Origin of the sequence: Pigmentiphaga daeguensis (assembly GCF_039523035.1) — a bacterium.
GTDB classification, from domain to species: Bacteria; Pseudomonadota; Gammaproteobacteria; order Burkholderiales; family Burkholderiaceae_B; genus Pigmentiphaga; species Pigmentiphaga daeguensis.
Genome location: NZ_BAAAEN010000009.1, coordinates 73224 through 91234, shown reverse-complemented (window position 1 = coordinate 91234; position 18011 = coordinate 73224). Strand labels below are relative to the sequence as shown.

Genomic DNA, 18011 nt, shown 5'->3' with positions numbered 1-18011 from the left:
GCTATTCCAGCCGGATGTTGCGCGTCCGGATGACCTCGGCCCACTTGTCGCGCTCGTGCTCGATGAAGGCCGAGAACTGGGCGCGCGACATGGGCGGGGACACCAGTCCCGACTCCTGCATGTAGCGCTGCACCGCAGGCGCCCGCAGGGCCTGCGCCACGTCGCGATGGATCTTGTCCTGGATCGCCTCCGGCGTCGCGGACGGCACGAAGAAGCCGAACCAGCTTCCGGATACCACGCCCGGCACGCCCGCCTGCACCACGGTGGGCAGGTCCGGCGCGTCGGCCAGGCGCTCGTCGGCGGCCACCGCCAGCGCCCGCAGCTTGCCCTGCCTGGCCAGGGCAAGGGACGCGGGGAAGTGGAACATGGCATCGACATGGCCGGCCAGCAGGTCGGTCAAGGCTGGCCCCGCCCCCTTGTAAGGCACGTGCAGGATGGAAATGCCCGCGCGGGACGCCAGCAGCTCGGCCGTCAGGTGCGGGCTCGAACCGTTCCCGGTCGAGGCGAACTTCACCTCACCGGGCCGGGCCTTCGCATAGGCCACCAGTTCGGCCACCGACCGGACGGGCAGCCCGGGCCGCACGTACAGCACGTTGGGCGCGGTGCCGCCCATCGCCACGGGCGCCAGGGCGTCCGCCTCGTAGGGCAGCGATTTCATCAGGATCTGGTTGGTGACCAGGCCCGTGCTGGTGAACAGCAGGGTATGGCCATCAGGCTGGGCACGGGCCACCTGCGCGGTGCCTATGGTCGTGCCGCCGCCGCCCCGGTTTTCCACGACCACGCTCTGCTTCCATGACTGGCCCAGCTCGGCCGCCAGCTGCCTGACCAGTCCGTCGGTCAGGCCGCCCGGCGGATAGGGCACGATCACCTGGACCGTGCGCCCCGGAAATCCCGCCGCGGGCGGCTCGGCGGCCCCGGCGCTTCCTCCCGCCCAAGCGGCCGCCGCCATGCAGAACACTCCTCCGACCCTGCGCCCCACCCTTTCCAGAACGATCATCGAACGTCTCCTTGGTCATGTGGTCATCGGCGCCGCTGGCGGGCGCCCGTATATGATTGATTAAATCAACCATATAGTTGATGGTATCCACAAAAAAGGACGTCCACAATCCCGGTACGGGCGGCGATTACTCCGGCCTGCCGGATTGAACCGCGGCCCCCTGCTCCACCGCCCACTGGACCACCTGCGCGGCCAGCGCGTCGGTGGCCAGGCCGAAGGCCGACACCACGGCCGGCACCTCGACCCCGCCCGCCGGCTGCGCGACCTCGAAGCTGCGCGAGGCCACCACGCGCCGCGTCGAGGTCGAGATCAACCGCACGTCCAGGCTGACGACCGCATGGGGCACCGCGCCGCGGTATTCGCTCTGGAAGGCCCGCAGGTCGCTGTCCAGCTCCAGGTCCGCGCGCACGTTGCTGTCGGTGGTCGACACCGACGCGACGCGGCCGTCCAGCCTGAAGGCCTGCGCCAGGCGGGTGCGCACCAGGGTCGGCGGCGCGTCGGTCCAGCGCGCTCCGCCATAGGTGCTGATCTGGTCGCCCTGGACGATGACGGCGATGCGCGCGCTGTCCAGCACGGCGTTGGCATGGGGGCTGCGTATGCGCAGCGACCAGGCCTGGGCCCTGCCTCCCGGCGCAGGCGCCGCCTGCGTGGCCGGCAGCCGGTAGATGTCGACCGTCTTCTGTTCCGGCAGCAGCGTGCACGCCGAAGCCAGCACCGCCAGCGACATGCCCGCCCAACGGATGATTGCGCCCGCGCGTCTCATGGGGTGAACTCCTTGGGTTGTTCGCGGCCCAGCAGGTAGTCGGCCGGATTGTCCTCGAGGCGGCGGGTGATGGCCCGCAGCGACGCCATCGTCGCCTGCATCTCGCGCAGCGCGCCGCCCAGCTCGCTCAGGCTCTGGGCGCCGCTGCCCAGCGCGCCGCGATTCTCCTGCACCAGCCGGTCGATGCTGTCGCTGGCGCGCGCCAGCGAGGCCATGGCCTGCTGGGCGCTCTGCATGGTGTCCTTCCCCTGCGAACCGACCAGTTCGTCGGTGTGCGTCATCAGCGAGTTGGCCTTGGCCAGGGCCTCGGACGTCTGCCGGCCGATCTCGCCCAGTTGCCCGCTCAGCTTCGCGAAGCCCTCGCGCTGCGCGGCCAGCTCGGCGGTGCTTTCCTCGAGATGTTCCAGGATGCGGCTGATCTGCCGGGCATTCTGGGGCGACATGATCTGGCGCGCGCTGGCGACCATCTCGTTGATGTTCAGCATCAGGTCCTCGCCGCCCGCCAGCAGCTGGGTGATGGGCGACGGCAGGGCCACGATGACCGGCACCTCGTCGCCCTTGGGCAGGAGGCGCGGGCTCTCGGGCGTGCCGCTGCCGAGCTGGATCACCGAGGTACCGGTGACGCCGGTCAGGCGCAGGCGCGCCACCGTGTCCTCCTTGACCGGCACGTCGCTGGCGATCCGTATCCGCGCCACCACTTTGCGCGGGTCCACGGGATCGAGCCGCAGCCGCGCCACGTCGCCCACCTTGATGCCGCTGTACATGACGGCGCTGCCCTCGGACAGTCCGTTGACCGCTTCGTTGAACACGATGTCGAACTGCGCCACGCTGGCGTCCGAATGGCTCTTGGCCAGCCACAGCGCGAACAGCAGGGCCCCCGTCACCGCGATGACGAGGAACAGGCCGATCACGACATGATGCGCCCGGGTTTCCATCTACTCCTCCTTGCGCGGCCGTTCGGCCGCCCGCGACGCCGCGCGTCCGCGCGGCCCCTGGAAATACTCCTGTATCCACGGATCGTCGACCCGCTCCACCACTTCCAGCCGGTCCACCACCAGCACCTTGCGCTGCGACAGCACCGCCACCCGGTCGCAAATGGCGTAGAGCGTATCCAGATCATGCGTGACCAGGAACACGGTCAACCCCAGCGCGTCCCGCAAGGTGCGGATCAGGTCGTCGAAGGCGGCCGCGCCGATCGGATCCAGTCCCGCCGTGGGCTCGTCCAGGAACAGCAGGTCGGGATCCAGCGCCAGGGCGCGCGCCAGCGCCGCCCGCTTGACCATGCCGCCCGACAGCGAGGCCGGGGACTTGGCGCCGGCCTCGACCGGCAGGCCCGCCAGCGCCAGCTTGAGCCGCGCCAGCCGCTCGGCCTCGGGCCGCGCCAGGCCCGCGTGCTCGATCAGCGGCAGCGCGGCGTTCTCGGTCACGGACAGCGAGGAGAACAGCGCGCCGCGCTGGAACAGCACCCCCATCCGGCGCTCCTGGCGCGAACGCAGCTCGGGGGACAGCTCGTCCAGCGCCTGGCCGAACACCTGCACGCTGCCGGCGGTCGGCCGCCGCAGCCCCACGATGGAACGCAGCAGCACCGACTTGCCCGAGCCCGACCCGCCCACCACGCCCAGGATCTCGCCCCGGCGGATGTCCAGGTCCAGCCCTTCGTGCACGGTCTGGGCGCCGAAGCGGTTGACCAGCCCGCGCACGCGCACGATGGGTTCGTCGGCCGTCACCATCCCATCTCCATGAAGAACAGCGCCGCCAGCGCGTCGATCAGGATCACCATGAAGATCGCCTGCACGACGCTGGAGGTGGTGTGCTCGCCCACGGACTGGGCGCTGCCGCTGACCTTGAAGCCCTCCAGGCAGCCGATCACGGCGATGATGAAGGCCAGGATCGGCGCCTTGACGATGCCCACGTAGAAATGCCGCACGTCCAGGCTCTCGCGCAGGGTGGACAGGAACAGCGACGGCGGGATGTCCAGGCTCCAGGCGCAGACCACCATGCCGCCGGCGATGCCGGTCAGCATGGACATGAAGGTCAGCACGGGCAGCGACACCAGCATGGCCAGCACGCGCGGCAGCACCAGCATGTTGATGGGGTCGAGCCCGAGGGCCCGGATGGCGTCGATTTCCTCGTTGGCCTTCATCGAGCCGATCTGCGCGGTGAAGGCGCTGGCGGTCCGGCCCGCCATCAGGATGGCGGTCAGCAGCACGGCGAACTCGCGCAGGAAGGCGAAGCCGACCAGGTTGATCGTATAGAGCGTGGCGCCGAAGTCCCGCAGCACCGTGGCGCCCAGGAAGGCCACGACGGCGCCGACCAGGAAAGTCAGCAAGGCGATGATGGGAACGGCGTTCAGTCCGATCTGCTCGATCTGGGCGACGGTGGCCGTGAGTCGCCACGTGCGCGGACGCACCAGCGAACGGCCCAGGCTTTCGAGCGTCAGGCCGATGAACCCGCACAGGCCCACGGCGTGCTTCCAGAACTGCTCGGCGGCTTCGCCCACGTGGCACAGCAGCTCGGCCACCGGCGACGGCGGCTCGGGTGGCTTGCATTGCTGGACCGCGCCCTGGGCGCGGATGATGGTGTCGAGCAAGGCGCGGCGCGATGCCTCCACCGGGGGGCCGGAGGCCAGCAACCCGGGCAGGCGCTCCGCGCCCAGCAGGTCGACCAGCAGCGCGGCGCCCGCGGTGTCCAGGACGCCCAGCCGGCTGAGGTCCAGCACGCGCACCTGGGGGACCGCATCGAAACGGGCGGTCTCGCGGCGCAGGGCCTCGAAGCCCGCCAGCGACCAGTCGCCCTCGACCGACAGGCGGCCGTCGCCGGCTGCGGCATCCCACACTAGACGGCCTGGCTGCGGCGCTGCGCTCATCGTTCCTGGAGACGGGACCACGGAACCGCGATTGTCGGGGCTTTACTTGAGTCCAGGCAAGCCTTTCATGCCGCGCAGCGCCTTCATGCCGCCCATGGCGCGCATCATCTTGGCCATGCCGCCTTTCTTCATCTGCTTCATCATGGCCTGCATCTGCTCGAACTGCGACAGCATGCGGTTGACCTCCTGCACCTGCACGCCGGCGCCGGTGGCGATGCGGCGCTTGCGCGAGGCCTTGATCAGCTCGGGCTTGGCACGCTCGAGCTCGGTCATGGAGTTCAGGATGCCTTCCATGCGCCGGATCTGCTTGCCAGCCTGCTTGCTGTCGATTTGCGAGGCCGCCTGCGAGAATTGCGCCGGCAGCTTCTCCAGCAGCGAGCCCATGTCGCCCAGGTTCTTCATCTGCGCGATCTGGGCGCGGAAATCGTTCAGGTCGAACTTGTCGCCCGACTTGAGCTTGGCGGCCAGCTTCTGCGCCTCGTCCACGTCGATCGCGCGCTGGGCTTCCTCGACCAGCGACAGGATGTCGCCCATGCCCAGCACCCGCTGCGCCATGCGCTCGGGATGGAAGGGCTCGAGGCCGGACAGTTTCTCGGACACGCCGACGAACTTCAGCGGCTTGCCGGTGACGTGGCGCACCGACAGCGCGGCGCCGCCGCGCGCATCGCCATCCAGCTTGGTCAGGACCACGCCGGTCAGCGGCAGGGCGTCGTTGAAGGCCTTGGCCACGTTGACCGCGTCCTGGCCCAGCATGGCGTCGACCACGAACAGGGTCTCGATCGGCTCGAGCAGGGCATGCAGCGCGCGGATCTCGTTCATCAGCGTCTCGTCGATGCCCAGGCGGCCGGCCGTATCGACGATCAGCACGTCGTAATGGTGCTTGCGGGCATGGTCGAGCGCGTTGCGGGCGATGGCCTCGGGCGCCTGGTCGGCCGACGAGGGCAGGAAGTCGACGCCGGCCTGCGCGGCCACGGTCTTCAACTGCTCGATGGCGGCGGGACGGTAGACGTCGGCGCTGACCACCAGCACCTTCTTCTTGCCCGTCTTGCGGCCGTTCTGGACATGGCCGCCTTCGGCCAGCCAGCGGGCCAGCTTGCCGGTGGTGGTGGTCTTGCCCGAGCCCTGCAGGCCCGCCATCAGGATCACGGCGGGGGGCTGCTGGGCCAGCGACAGCTCGCTCGCGTGGGGTCCGAGGTCGCCGCCCATGAGGGCGGTGAGTTCCTTGTGGACCACGCCCACCAGCGCCTGGCCGGGCGTCAGGCTGCCCATGACGTCCTCGCCCAACGCCTTTTCCTTGACCCGCGCGACGAACTCGCGCACGACCGGCAGGGACACGTCGGCTTCCAGCAGCGCCAGACGGACTTCGCGCAGCATTTCCTGCGTATTCGCCTCGGTCAGGCGCGCTTCCCCCTTCAGGGTCTTGACGACGCGCGACAGGCGGGCGGTAAGGTTATCGAGCATGAATGGGATTCGCTTACACTTCCATGGATATGGGAATTGTATTGCACGCACTGGCTGCGGCCGGTTACGCCTTGTTGACGGTATTCGCGTGGCGAGCCGTCTCGTCGCACCCCGAACCCCGGACCGGCTCCGCCGAGCGCCTGGGGCTGGCGCTGGTGCTGATCCTGCACGGCCTGGCGGTCCAGCAGGCCATGCTGGGGGACGGCAACCTGAAGCTGGGCTTCGCTCTGGGCATCTCGGCCGCGCTGTGGCTGGGCCTGGTCGTCTTCTGGGCCGAAAGCCTGTGGGTGGCCATCGACGGCCTGCGGCTCTGGCTGATGCCGCTGGGCGTGATCGGCACCGTGCTGCCCGTGGTCTTTCCCGAGGGCCGCGTCATCGCCCATGCCGACAGCGGCTGGCTGCGCGTGCACCTGGCCATCGCGCTGGCCGCCTACAGCATGATCACCATCGCCGCCCTGCACGCGCTGCTGATGGCCTCGGCCGACCGGCGCCTGCACGACATCTCGGCCAGCAACCCGCCCCAGCCCCGGCACTCGGCCCGGGTCTACGCCCGCCTGTTCGACGCCGTGCCGCCCCTGCTGGTGCTCGAACGCCTGCTGTTCCGGCTGATCTGGGTCGGCTTCGTGCTGCTGACCCTGGCCGTCATCAGCGGCATCGTCATCTCCGAGTCGCTGTCGGGCACCGCGCTGCCCCTGGACCACAAGACCGTCTTCACGCTGCTCTCATGGCTGACCTTCGGCCTGCTGCTGCTGGGACGCCAGGTCTGGGGCTGGCGCGGCCGCATCGCGCTGCGCTGGACGCTGGTCGGCTTCGCCTTCCTGCTGCTGGCCTACACCGGCACCCGGTTCGTGCTCGAGTTCATCCTGCACCGCTAGAAACCAGGACCCCCAACCACCATGGGCAAGCTACTTTTCTGGGTGTTCGTCATCGTGGTCGCCCTGCTGGTGGCCCGCATCGCCGCCCGCAGCGCGGTCAAGGGCCACCGCCGCGAATCGCGTCGGGCCGACGCCAGCCGCTTCCCGGCCGACGGCATGGTGCGCTGCGCCCATTGCGGCATCCACCTGCCGCCGTCCGAAGCCGTGCGGCGCAAGGGCTATAACTATTGCAGCCTGGCCCACTCGCTGAAGGGTCCCGGCAAATGAACGTCGCCGCGCGGCTGGACGGCCAGGGCTGGATCGACCACCCCGCCGTGCGCCGGGTCCCTTCCCCCAACACCGACGAGCGGCCCCCCGGCACGGAAATCTCGCTGCTGGTCCTGCACAACATCAGCCTGCCGCCCGGCGAATTCGGCGGCCCCTACGTCGAGGCCCTGTTCACCAACACCCTCGATTGCGATGCCCACCCCTGGTTCGACTGCCTGCGCGGCCTGAAGGTCTCGGCCCACTTCCTGATCGACCGCAACGGCGCCATCGTCCAGTTCGCCAGCACCGACCGCCGGGCCTGGCACGCCGGCGTCTCCTGCCACGACGGCCGCGAACGCTGCAACGACTTCTCCATCGGCATCGAACTCGAAGGCTGCGACACCGTGCCCTTCACCGACGCCCAGTACCGCGCCCTGGCCTGGCTCACCCCGGCCCTGCGCGCCCGCTACCCCCTGCAGGCCGTCCGCGGCCACGAGCACATCGCCCCCGGCCGCAAGACCGACCCCGGCCCCGCCTTCGACTGGGCCCGCTACGGCCGGGAAACGGGCTGGACCGCCCTTCCCCTCCTGTAGAATCTCGCCCTCGCCAACCCCGGCCCGCCCACGCCCAGCCCGCGCCCGCTCTGTTTCACGCGCTGCAAACGCCGCATTTCACGCGTGCCTCGTGCACCTTTCGTCGTGAAACACGCATGGTTGCTGGCTGTCTAATAAATAGAGCCCGATTTGCCTATGCGAGCGCCGGATTCTCTCCGCCAGCAACATTTTGACACTTGCCGTACAATCTGCACCCCCCTAGAATTAGTGCCTTGCCGGTCACACACCACTAGATGTAGTGCCCGCGCTGCAAGGGAGGGGGAAAACATGGCTTATCCAGACCAGCCCGGATGTGCGGCGGCCACTGCCGCGCACCTCGTCGTTAGGCCCCAAGCCGCGCTCCGGCGCGGCCTGACGCCCTTGTAATCAAGAATATTCGCTGCAAATCCCAGAACACCGAGTACCGGCGCGGCCCCCCGCGCCTTCATGCATCCAGGAGGCCTTATGCAACTCTCGACTCCCTCGGCCCAATCGACCGCTGCGCCGCTAGCTTCCAAGCCCGCACAGACCGAAGCCGACCAGACCGCGTATTCCGACCACAAGGTCATCCGGCGCAACGGCGCCGTGGTCGGATTCGAACCCGGCAAGATTTCCATCGCGCTGACCAAGGCCTTCCTGGCCGTCAACGGTGGCCAGGGCGCTGCTTCCGCGCGTGTGCGCGAGCTCGTCGAAGGCCTGACCAAACAGGTCGTCCACGCGCTGGTCCGCCGCCAGCCCAGCGGCGGCACGGTCCATATCGAAGACATCCAGGACCAGGTCGAACTGGCGCTGATGCGCTCCGGCGAGCATGACGTCGCGCGCGCCTACGTGCTGTACCGTGAAAAGCGCGCCCAGCAGCGTGCGCTGATGCACACCTCGCCCGACCAGGCGGTCGTGCACGTCACCGAGAACGGCCTGCGCATCCCGCTCGACCCCCAGCACCTGCAGGCCATCATCCAGGCCGCGTGCTCGGGCCTGGAGGAATTCGTCTCGGCCGAGGGCATCTTCAAGGAAACCGTCAAGAACCTGTACGACGGCGTCTCCACCGACGAGATCTTCAAGTCCGCCATCCTGGCCGCGCGCTCGCAGCTGGAAAAGGATCCGGCCTACAGCACGGTCACGGCACGTCTCTTGCTGCACACCATCCGCAAGGAAGTGCTGGGCGAGGAGGTCGAACAAGCCGCCATGGCCACGCGTTACGCCGAATATTTCCCGCAATTCATCGCTCGCGGCATCGAGGGCGGCCTGCTTGACCCCAAGCTGGCCACCTTCGACCTGGCGCGCCTGGGCGCGGCGCTGAAGGATACGCGCGACCTGCAGTTCACCTACCTGGGCCTGCAGACCCTGTACGACCGCTACTTCCTGCACATCAAGGGCACCCGCATCGAGCTGCCGCAGGCCTTCTTCATGCGCGTCGCGATGGGCCTGGCCCTGGAAGAAACCGACCGCGAAGCCCGCGCCATCGAGTTCTACAACATCCTGTCGTCGTTCGACTTCATGAGCTCGACGCCGACCCTGTTCAACGCCGGCACCCTGCACTCGCAGCTGTCGTCGTGCTACCTGACCACGGTGGCCGACAGCCTGGAAAGCATCTACGACGCCATCAAGGAAAACGCGCTGCTGGCCAAGTACGCCGGCGGCCTGGGCAACGACTGGACCCCCGTGCGCGCGCTGCGCAGCCACATCAAGGGCACCAACGGCGAAAGCCAGGGCGTGGTCCCCTTCCTGAAGGTGGTCAACGACACCGCGGTGGCGGTCAACCAGGGCGGCAAGCGCAAGGGCGCCGTGTGCACGTACCTCGAGACGTGGCACCTGGACATCGAGGAATTCCTCGAACTGCGCAAGAACACCGGCGACGAGCGCCGCCGCACCCACGACATGAACACGGCCAACTGGATCCCCGACCTGTTCATGAAGCGCGTCATGGACAATGCCGAATGGACCCTGTTCTCGCCGTCCGACTGCCCCGACCTGCACGACAAGGTCGGCAAGGAATTCGAGAAGGCCTACCTGGGCTATGAAGCCAAGGTCGCCAGCGGCGAACTGAAGCTCTTCAAGAAGATCCCGGCCATGTCGCTGTGGCGCAAGATGCTCTCGATGCTGTTCGAGACCGGCCACCCGTGGATCACGTTCAAGGATCCCTGCAACATCCGCTCGCCCCAGCAGCACGTCGGCGTCGTCCACAGCTCCAACCTGTGCACCGAGATCACGCTGAACACCAACGAGTCCGAGATCGCGGTCTGCAACCTGGGTTCGGTCAACCTCGTCGCGCACCTGAAGACCAACGCCGACGGCACGGTCGAGCTCGACCACGACAAGCTGCGCAGCACGATCCACGTCGCCATGCGCATGCTCGACAACGTGATCGACATCAACTATTACGCCGTCGACAAGGCCCGCAACTCCAACCTGCGCCATCGTCCCGTCGGCATGGGCATCATGGGCTTCCAGGATGCGCTGCACATCATGCGCGTGCCCTACGCGTCGGATGCCGCCATCGAATTCGCCGACCGCTCGATGGAAGCGGTGTGCTACTACGCCTACCTCGCGTCGACCGAACTGGCCGAGGAACGCGGCCGCTACTCGTCGTTCGAAGGCTCGCTGTGGGACCGCGGCATTCTTCCGCAGGATTCCATCAAGCTGCTGCGCGAAGAGCGCGGAGGCTACGTCGACATCGACGAAAGCGCGTCGATGGACTGGAATGCGTTGCGCGAGCGCATCAAACTGCATGGCATGCGCAATTCGAACTGCATCGCTATTGCCCCGACGGCGACGATTTCCAATATCATTGGCGTATCTGCGTGCATTGAACCGACTTATCAGAACTTGTACGTCAAATCGAATCTCTCCGGCGAATTCACGATCGTCAACGATTACTTGGTGCGTGATCTCAAGAAGCTCGGGCTGTGGGACGAGGTGATGATCGCAGACCTGAAGTACTTCGATGGCAGTCTCGCCAAGATCGACCGGGTGCCTCCCGAGCTGCGCAAGCTGTATGCGACGGCCTTCGAGGTAGAGCCCCGTTGGCTCGTGGAATGCGCGGCGCGCCGCCAGAAATGGATCGACCAGTCGCAATCGCTCAATATCTATATGGCGGGCGCATCGGGCAAGAAGCTGGACGAGACGTACAAGCTGGCCTGGCAGCGCGGCCTGAAGACCACCTACTACCTGCGCACCCTGGGTGCGACCAGCGCTGAAAAATCGACCGGACGCGGCGGCGAATTGAACGCCGTGCCCACGGCCTCGTCCAATGCGGGAATGTCCGCGGCGGGCACCAACCTTCCGGAACCGGAAATCGTCGGGGCGGTATGCACCATGAAGCCGGGTGACCCTGGCTTCGAAGAGTGCGAAGCCTGCCAATAACCCCCGCTGAATACCGGAGTCGATCTATGTTGTCTTGGGACGAAGAAGTATCCACCCCCTCCGCCACGCCGGCCCTGCAGCCGGCGGGCACCGCCGCGCCGCGCGAACACGCCGGCGCGTTCGACGAGGTCGCGCTGGCCGCGGGCGCTGCGGCGCCCGGCACCGCCTCCTCGCGTCGCGTCAACATCGCGGACAAGCGCATCATCAACGGCCAGACGGACGTCAACCAGCTGGTCCCGTTCAAGTACAAGTGGGCTTGGGAAAAATACCTGGCCACCTGCGCCAACCACTGGATGCCGCAGGAAATCAACATGTCGCGCGACATCGCGCTGTGGAAGAACCCCGAGGGCCTGACCGAGGACGAGCGCCGCATCATCAAGCGCAACCTGGGGTTCTTCGTCACGGCCGACTCGCTCGCCGCGAACAACATCGTGCTGGGCACGTATCGCCACATCACCGCCCCGGAGTGCCGGCAGTTCCTGCTGCGCCAGGCCTTCGAGGAAGCGATCCACACCCACGCCTACCAGTACATCGTCGAAAGCCTGGACCTGGACGAGTCGGAAATCTTCAATGCCTACAATGAAGTTCCGTCCATCCGCGCCAAGGACGAGTTCCTGATCCCCTTCATCGACGCCATCGCCGACCCGAGCTTCAAGACGGGCACGCCGGAGGCCGACCAGACCCTGCTGAAGTCGCTGATCGTCTTCGCATGCCTGATGGAAGGCCTGTTCTTCTACGTCGGCTTCACCCAGATCCTGGCGCTGGGCCGGCAGAACAAGATGACCGGCGCGGCCGAGCAGTACATGTACATCCTGCGGGACGAGTCCATGCACTGCAACTTCGGCATCGACCTCATCAACACGATCAAGCTCGAGAACCCGCATCTGTGGACGCCGGAATTCCGCGAGGAAATCCGCGGACTCTTCCGCAAGGCGGTCGAACTCGAATACGCTTACGCCGAAGACACCATGCCGCGCGGCGTGCTGGGCCTGAATGCGCCGATGTTCAAATCGTATCTGCGCTTCATCGCCAACCGCCGCTGCCAGCAGATCGGCATCGAACCGCTGTTCCCGCAGGAAGAGAACCCCTTCCCGTGGATGGCGGAAATGATCGACTTGAAGAAAGAACGCAATTTCTTTGAAACGCGTGTGATCGAGTACCAGACCGGCGGGGCGCTGAGCTGGGACTAGACCACACGTAGACAGGATCAGGCGCCCTCGGGCGCCCGGCAGGGCCCGGATGAGTTCAGACGCGGCGCATGGGGCAGGTCCCCTCGCCCAGCGCACCATCCGGCCCCTGCGCATGTTGCTTTGTCGAAGACGAAGCATCGGCGGCCGGGCAAACGGGGGTGTCATCCGGCAGGCGGGAAACCGCCTGCCAAGTCATTCGACATGGGTCGCACCAGTTGCGGGGTATGTCGAATGGCTGTGTGCAGCATTCATTAGCGCAAACTGATTCCGCTGTTGAGGTTTCGTTCACCAGCAGGGCTTGCGCCGATGAATAGCCCGTGAGGATGGTCCGAGCGGGTTCGTGTTCTGGGTCCCTGAACGTCTCGTAAAGGAGCAGACCATGGCGACAGCCAAGAAGGCCGCGAAGAAAGCGGTAGCCAAGAAAGCCCCGGCTAAGAAAGCCCCGGCCAAGAAGGCGGCAGTGAAGAAGGTTGCGGCCAAGAAGGCCCCGGCCAAGAAAGCCGCAGTGAAGAAGGTCGCGGCCAAGAAGGCCCCGGCCAAGAAAGCTGCAGTGAAGAAGGTCGCGGCCAAGAAGGCTCCGGCCAAGAAAGCCGCAGTGAAGAAGGTTGCGGCCAAGAAGGCTCCGGCCAAGAAAGCCGCAGTGAAGAAGGTCGCAGCCAAGAAGGCCCCGGCCAAGAAGGCTGCCGCCGCCAAGAAGCCCGCGGCGAAAAAGGCCCCGGCCAAGAAGGCCGCTGCTGCCAAGAAGCCTGCTGCGAAGAAGGCGCCGGCCAAGAAGGCTGCTCCCAAGAAGCCTGCAGCCAAAAAGCCTGCCCCTGCGCCGTCCACCGCGGCTGCGCCGGGCGCGAAAACGGCGCTCAACCCTGCCGCTGCTTGGCCCTTCCCTACGGGCAGCCGCCCGTAAGCCCTAATCGGAGCGCCTTGCGCTCTGATTCAAACCCCGCCAAGGTGCGAGCTTTGGCGGGGTTTTTTGTGGCCCCCCCTACGCGCTTCGCGCGCCCCCCAGGGGGCGATGCGGGTGGACCGGCGGAGCCGGATCCACCGCATCCTGGGTCTGCGTAGGATATCTCGGTGCGAAGCACCGCTTGCTTGCCTTGATCCAGGGCACCGCGGATCCGGCTTTGCCGGTCCGCCAGTGCCGCCCCCTGGGGGGCGCGCGTCAGCGCGTAGGGGGGGGTTATAATCTTTTGCTTACAACCTGCTGAACAGCAGTACGGTGCCCGGAGTCCTCATGGTTGGCGATATCGCCCGGTTTTTGCTCAACGTCGTTTTCACCCTTTACGGGGCCGTGCTGTTGCTGCGCTTGTGGCTGCAGTTCGTGCGGATGCCGCCGTACAACCCCATTTCGCGGACCGTGTTCCAGGTCACGGACTGGATCGTGATCCCGCTGCGGCGGGTGCTGGGGGGGCGGGGTGGCGTGGATTGGGCCTGCCTGGTGGCGGCCTGGCTGACGGCGCTGGTCTATCTGGCGGCCATCATCCTGGTTGCGGGGGGCAATCCGCTTTCCATGCTGCCCGAGGGGCTGTGGATCGCGCTGATGCTGATGCTCAAGTGGTCCATCAATCTGGTGATGTGGGTCACGCTGCTGATGGTGATCCTGTCGTGGGTCAACCCCGGCGCGCCGGCCATGCCGGTCCTTCACGCGTTGACGGCCCCGCTGCTGGATCCGATCCGGCGCGTGCTGCCTTCGCTGGGTAGCCTGGATCTGTCGCCGCTGGTCCTGTTCCTGCTGACGCAGATCGCGCTGATGGTGCTGTCCCGCATCGGCCTGCCCATCTTCGGGCTGTAAGGCCACGCGGGCCCAGGGCCCGCCCCGGTATCGATGCGGCGCCGCCGGGTAAGCGGCGCCGGCCTCGTTGCCTTACAGGTGCGTGACGCGGGTGGCGCCCGTGCCGCTCAACACGCGCACACGGTCCCCGACATAGAACATCTCGTCGGCTTCCTGCACGATGGAGCGCAACTCCCCGTTCTGGAAGCGGACGGTGATTTCCAGGCCTTCGCGCTTGGACATCCCGCCTTCCACGGCCTGCCCGGCGATGCCGCCGGCGATCGCGCCCAGCACCGAGGTGATGATCTGGCCACGGCCCCCACCTATGCTGCTGCCCGCCACGCCGCCGACGATCGCGCCGCCGGCCGTGCCCACGCCGGTCTGGCCGCGGTCGATCGTGACGCGTCGCACCGACTCCACCGTCCCCATGCGCACCACCTGCTCGCGCTGAGCCTGGTTGCGGTCATAGACCGACGCCGAGTTGCTGCCCGTCGCGCATCCGGCCAAAAGCGCCAGCGCCGACAGCGCGGCCGCCACCGCCAGGGCGCGCCCGCGCCCGGCAGCCAGGGAAAGAGACGAATTGCTTGGGTTCATAGAGCCATCCTGATGGAAAAGCGGAGAAACGCCGCAGCGCCCTCTTCTTGGTATGAAACAAAGATCTTGGACTGGATTTATACCCTGTCGGTTCGCCCACCGGCCCTTGGGCGCCCGCCCCCGACCGGCCCAGGTTGTTTCAAACCATGACCACGGCGAATCGCATCAGCCTTGCGGCAGCGAAAGCCCGTAGCTGCGTTCCAGGCGCGACGAAATCTCCTCGCGGCTGATCTGGTGGTTCTGCGGGCCCCGGCAGGCGATCTTGATGGCGCCCATCAGGCTGGCCAGCTTGCAGCAGTCTTCCCAGCGCCATCCCACGGTCAGGCCGTACAGCAGCCCGGCGCGATAGGCATCCCCGCAACCGGTGGGGTCCACCACGGCCTCGGCCTTGACGGGATCGATGTGGATCTCCTGGCCGCCGGTCAGCAGCGTCGAGCCTTTCTCGCCCCGGGTCACGATGGCCGCCTGCAGGCCCGCGGCGATGTCCGCCATGCTGCGGCCCGTGCGCTGCTCGACCACATGGGCCTCGTAATCGTTGACGGTCAGCACCTGCGCCAGCGCCAGCATTTCCTCCAGGTCCTCGCCGTTGAACAGCGGCATGGCCTGCCCCAGGTCGAAGATGAAGGGGATGCCTTGCGCGTGCAGCCGCCGCGCATGGGCGAACATGCCGTCCTTCGCGTCGGGCGCGACGATGCCCCAGACGCCGGGCGCGCCGGTCAGGTCGTTGGTGGCCGCCGCCGACATGGCCCCGGGGTGGAATGCGGTGATCTGGTTGTCCGCCAGGTCGGTCGTGATGAAGCACTGCGCCGTGAAGGTGCCGGGTACGACCTTGACCCAGTCGACGTTGGTGCCTTGCTCGCGCATGCGGCGCAGGTAGTCGCCCGCGTCCTCGCCCACCGTGGCCACGGGCACGGGCGTGCCGCCCAGCAGCCGCATGTTGTAAGCGATGTTGCCGGCGCAGCCGCCGTACTCCTTGCGCATGGACGGCACGAGAAAGGACACGCTGAGCGCGTGCACCTGCTCCGGCAGGATGTGCTCCTGGAACTTGCCTTCGAACACCATGATCGTATCGAACGCAACGGAGCCGCAGATGATGACGGGAGCGGTTTCGGGATGGGCCATGGCGGTCACGGATAGAAGATGGCGACGCGGTAGCCGGTGGCATGGGCGTCGATGGTTTCGATGGGAATCCGCAGGACCCGCTCCTGGAGCGGTCCCAGCGGCTGGGCGAAATCCCGGGGCGACAGATAGACCGAGGGCAGCAGCACGCGGCGGGCGGCCACCGCGTCGGACAGGTCCATCAGCGACAGTTCGATGGCGGGCCAGGACTGCGGAAAGGTGGCGCGGTTGCGCAACACCATCCGCAGCGCCAGCTGGCGCGTCGGCAGCACGATGCCGGCGGACTCGCCCGGCACCGGCTCGGCCTCGTCGGCGATGGGGGGCGCAAATCCCGGCGACTCGGGCGACCAGGGCTCGACGGACGAGGACTCGATGACCAGCAGTTCGGGCGCGCGGGGATAGCCGACCGTGCACTGCCACCGCTGGCACAGCCGCTCCATGGCGGGACGGAGCATGGGCACGCGGGTCGCGATCTCGGCACGGAAGATCCAGGCCGCCTGGGCCAGCAGGACCAGTAGCGCGATCAGCGCGGCCAGGCCCCACAGCCACTGGGCACGCCGCCGGCGTTGCCGGGCCTCTTCGTCCAGGAAATCGGGCGCCTCGTCGCCGCGGGACTCCCGTTCGCGTGGGCGGGATTCGCCCACGATGGGAGCGTGTGCGTCTTCGGCGGAGTCAAGGGCAGGCGTCGTCGGGACGGCGACGGCGGCTCCGGCCTCCGCATCCGGCGGCTGGACCGGCGCACCGTCGGATGCCGTGGCCGGCGCGGCGCGGCGGGATCGCAGCACCGAAGGCAGGGCGCCATCGGCCGCCTCGTCCGTCAAGGCCGGCTTCGGCGAAGCGCCCGCGGCCGGAAAGGACTCGGCGCCCGGCGTTGCCTCGCGGTCCGGCACGCCGGCTTCGCCGGCGGCAACGGCCAGCGGCGAAGAGAACGAGGATGTGGGTTCGGGCGTAGGCGCCTGGCTGCCATCGTCTTGCATGGAAGCGACCAGGCCTTCTCCGCGCCGGCGCAGCACGTGCGGCTCGACCGGCGACTCGGGCGGGGAAGCCGGCGCCTCGGGCGAAGAGATTGGCGCCTCGGGCGGAAAGGCCGGTCCGGCGGCCACCGGGCGCGGCGCGCCGCCGGCCGGGTCCAGCTCGATCAGGCTCTGGCTGCTATCGAAGACTTCGTTGCAGACCCCGCACCGCACCCAGCCGCCACGCAGCTTGATCTGGTCCGGGGCCACCCGGAACGCCGTGGCGCACTGGGGGCAGCGAGTGGCGAGCGTCATGCCGGGCGTCCGTCAGGCGGGACGCTGCCCGTGCAGGCAGACCCAACCGTCCAGCGCGCGCCAGACCTTCATCTCGATCCATGGCGCATACGCCCGCGCGACTTCGTCGGCCTGCCGCTCGAGCACGCCCGACAGGATCAGGTCGCCGCCCGGCAACACGCGATCGCACAACATGGGCGCCAGCACCTTGAGCGGATTGGACAGGATGTTGGCCACCACGACGTCGGCGCGCCAGCCCTGGCGCACATCGGGCAGCCCGGTCAGCACCTCGACCCCGTTGGCCTGCGCATTGGCCTGGGCGGACTGGACCGCCTGCGGGTCGATGTCGATGCCCACGGTTTCGCCGGCGCCGAGCTTGCGCGCGGCGATCGCCAGGATGCCCGAACCGCAGCCGTAGTCCAGCACGCTGCGGCCAGCCCGCAGATTGGCGGCCAGCCAGGCCAGGCACAGATGCGTGGTGGGATGGCTGCCGGTGCCGAAGGCCAGGCCCGGATCGAGGCGGATGGAGATGGTGCCCGGGCGGTCCGGCACCTCGTGCCAGGTCGGCACGATCCAGATGCGGGCATCGACCTCGATGGGCTCGAACTGCGACTGGGTCAGGCGGACCCAGTCGGCATCCGGCACCTCGCGCAATTGCCAGGCAGGGGTGTCGTCGATGCCGCAGGCCGCGCAGGCAAGGGCCAGCAACTGGGCCGGATCCTCGCCGTCGGGCAGCAGCGCCACGACGCGATTGCGCGACCAGGCCTGGGTTTCCGGCTCGAGGCCGGGCTCACCGAACAAGGGCCGTTCGGCCTCGGTGCCGAAATCGGCATCCTCGACCGACACCGACAACACGCCCGCTTCCAGCAGCGCGTCGGACAGCGGCTCGGCCAATTGCTCGGGGCAGTCGAACACCAGTTCGCGCATACGGA

At 67.7% G+C, this 18011-nt stretch carries 17 protein-coding genes; 7 read left to right on the top strand and 10 right to left on the bottom strand.

Annotation, left to right across the window (positions count from 1 at the left end; genetic code table 11):
• Window position 1: 1 nt before the first annotated feature.
• The 6 genes from ABD104_RS13475 to ffh all read right to left on the bottom strand — a co-directional run bounded on the left by ABD104_RS13475 (window position 2) and on the right by ffh (window position 6087).
• Window positions 2-949, bottom strand: coding sequence for a tripartite tricarboxylate transporter substrate binding protein (locus ABD104_RS13475; protein ID WP_343927662.1), 948 nt, complete (start codon window positions 947-949; stop codon window positions 2-4).
• A gap of 175 nt (window positions 950-1124) precedes the next feature.
• Window positions 1125-1760 (bottom strand): ABC-type transport auxiliary lipoprotein family protein, encoded by a 636-nt coding sequence (locus ABD104_RS13470; protein WP_087841675.1) that lies wholly within the window; start codon window positions 1758-1760, stop codon window positions 1125-1127.
• A complete protein-coding gene (locus tag ABD104_RS13465; RefSeq protein ID WP_087841676.1) occupies window positions 1757-2695 on the bottom strand; it encodes an MlaD family protein in 939 nt (312 codons plus the stop codon). Before ABD104_RS13465 ends, ABD104_RS13470 begins: the two co-directional genes overlap by 4 nt.
• Window positions 2696-3490: an ABC transporter ATP-binding protein gene (locus tag ABD104_RS13460; RefSeq protein WP_207958688.1), complete on the bottom strand. Its 795-nt coding sequence runs from the start codon at window positions 3488-3490 to the stop codon at window positions 2696-2698.
• Window positions 3484-4626 (bottom strand): ABC transporter permease, encoded by a 1143-nt coding sequence (locus ABD104_RS13455; RefSeq protein ID WP_343927661.1) that lies wholly within the window; start codon window positions 4624-4626, stop codon window positions 3484-3486. The genes ABD104_RS13460 and ABD104_RS13455 overlap by 7 nt, the downstream gene beginning before the upstream one ends.
• Window positions 4627-4668: 42 nt before the next feature.
• Complete coding sequence (gene ffh / locus ABD104_RS13450) at window positions 4669-6087, bottom strand: signal recognition particle protein (RefSeq protein WP_343927660.1); 1419 nt, start codon at window positions 6085-6087, stop codon at window positions 4669-4671.
• A gap of 23 nt (window positions 6088-6110) precedes the next feature.
• On the opposite strand from ffh, the gene ABD104_RS13445 reads away from it, so the two are divergent.
• From ABD104_RS13445 to ABD104_RS13415, 7 genes are all read left to right on the top strand, one after another.
• On the top strand, window positions 6111-6962 hold the full coding sequence (locus ABD104_RS13445) for a cytochrome C assembly family protein (protein ID WP_087841760.1): 852 nt from the start codon (window positions 6111-6113) through the stop codon (window positions 6960-6962).
• Between the two features lie 21 nt (window positions 6963-6983).
• Complete coding sequence (locus tag ABD104_RS13440; RefSeq protein ID WP_087841679.1) at window positions 6984-7229, top strand: PP0621 family protein; 246 nt, start codon at window positions 6984-6986, stop codon at window positions 7227-7229.
• The gene (gene ampD / locus ABD104_RS13435; RefSeq protein ID WP_087841680.1) at window positions 7226-7801 is read left to right on the top strand and encodes a 1,6-anhydro-N-acetylmuramyl-L-alanine amidase AmpD; all 576 of its coding nucleotides are present in this window, start codon (window positions 7226-7228) and stop codon (window positions 7799-7801) included. Before ABD104_RS13440 ends, ampD begins: the two co-directional genes overlap by 4 nt.
• A 465-nt stretch (window positions 7802-8266) precedes the next feature.
• On the top strand, window positions 8267-11164 hold the full coding sequence (locus tag ABD104_RS13430) for a ribonucleoside-diphosphate reductase subunit alpha (RefSeq protein ID WP_087841681.1): 2898 nt from the start codon (window positions 8267-8269) through the stop codon (window positions 11162-11164).
• A 26-nt stretch (window positions 11165-11190) separates the two neighbouring features.
• Window positions 11191-12354: a ribonucleotide-diphosphate reductase subunit beta gene (locus ABD104_RS13425; protein ID WP_343927659.1), complete on the top strand. Its 1164-nt coding sequence runs from the start codon at window positions 11191-11193 to the stop codon at window positions 12352-12354.
• A 379-nt stretch (window positions 12355-12733) separates the two neighbouring features.
• A complete protein-coding gene (locus ABD104_RS13420) occupies window positions 12734-13255 on the top strand; it encodes a histone H1-like DNA-binding protein (RefSeq protein ID WP_087841683.1) in 522 nt (173 codons plus the stop codon).
• A gap of 327 nt (window positions 13256-13582) precedes the next feature.
• Window positions 13583-14140: a YggT family protein gene (locus ABD104_RS13415; RefSeq protein WP_087841684.1), complete on the top strand. Its 558-nt coding sequence runs from the start codon at window positions 13583-13585 to the stop codon at window positions 14138-14140.
• 72 nt (window positions 14141-14212) lie between these two features.
• Here ABD104_RS13415 and ABD104_RS13410 read toward each other — a convergent pair whose 3' ends face one another.
• From ABD104_RS13410 to prmA, 4 genes are all read right to left on the bottom strand, one after another.
• On the bottom strand, window positions 14213-14713 hold the full coding sequence (locus ABD104_RS13410) for an outer membrane lipoprotein (protein ID WP_087841685.1): 501 nt from the start codon (window positions 14711-14713) through the stop codon (window positions 14213-14215).
• A 165-nt stretch (window positions 14714-14878) separates the two neighbouring features.
• Window positions 14879-15835 carry a carbohydrate kinase family protein gene (locus ABD104_RS13405; protein ID WP_087841761.1) on the bottom strand — a complete coding sequence of 319 codons (957 nt, stop codon included), beginning with the start codon at window positions 15833-15835 and terminating at the stop codon, window positions 14879-14881.
• A 5-nt stretch (window positions 15836-15840) separates the two neighbouring features.
• Window positions 15841-17100 carry a DUF3426 domain-containing protein gene (locus ABD104_RS13400; protein ID WP_338616239.1) on the bottom strand — a complete coding sequence of 420 codons (1260 nt, stop codon included), beginning with the start codon at window positions 17098-17100 and terminating at the stop codon, window positions 15841-15843.
• A 12-nt stretch (window positions 17101-17112) separates the two neighbouring features.
• Window positions 17113-18006: a 50S ribosomal protein L11 methyltransferase gene (prmA, locus tag ABD104_RS13395; RefSeq protein ID WP_087841687.1), complete on the bottom strand. Its 894-nt coding sequence runs from the start codon at window positions 18004-18006 to the stop codon at window positions 17113-17115.
• Window positions 18007-18011: the final 5 nt, after the last annotated feature.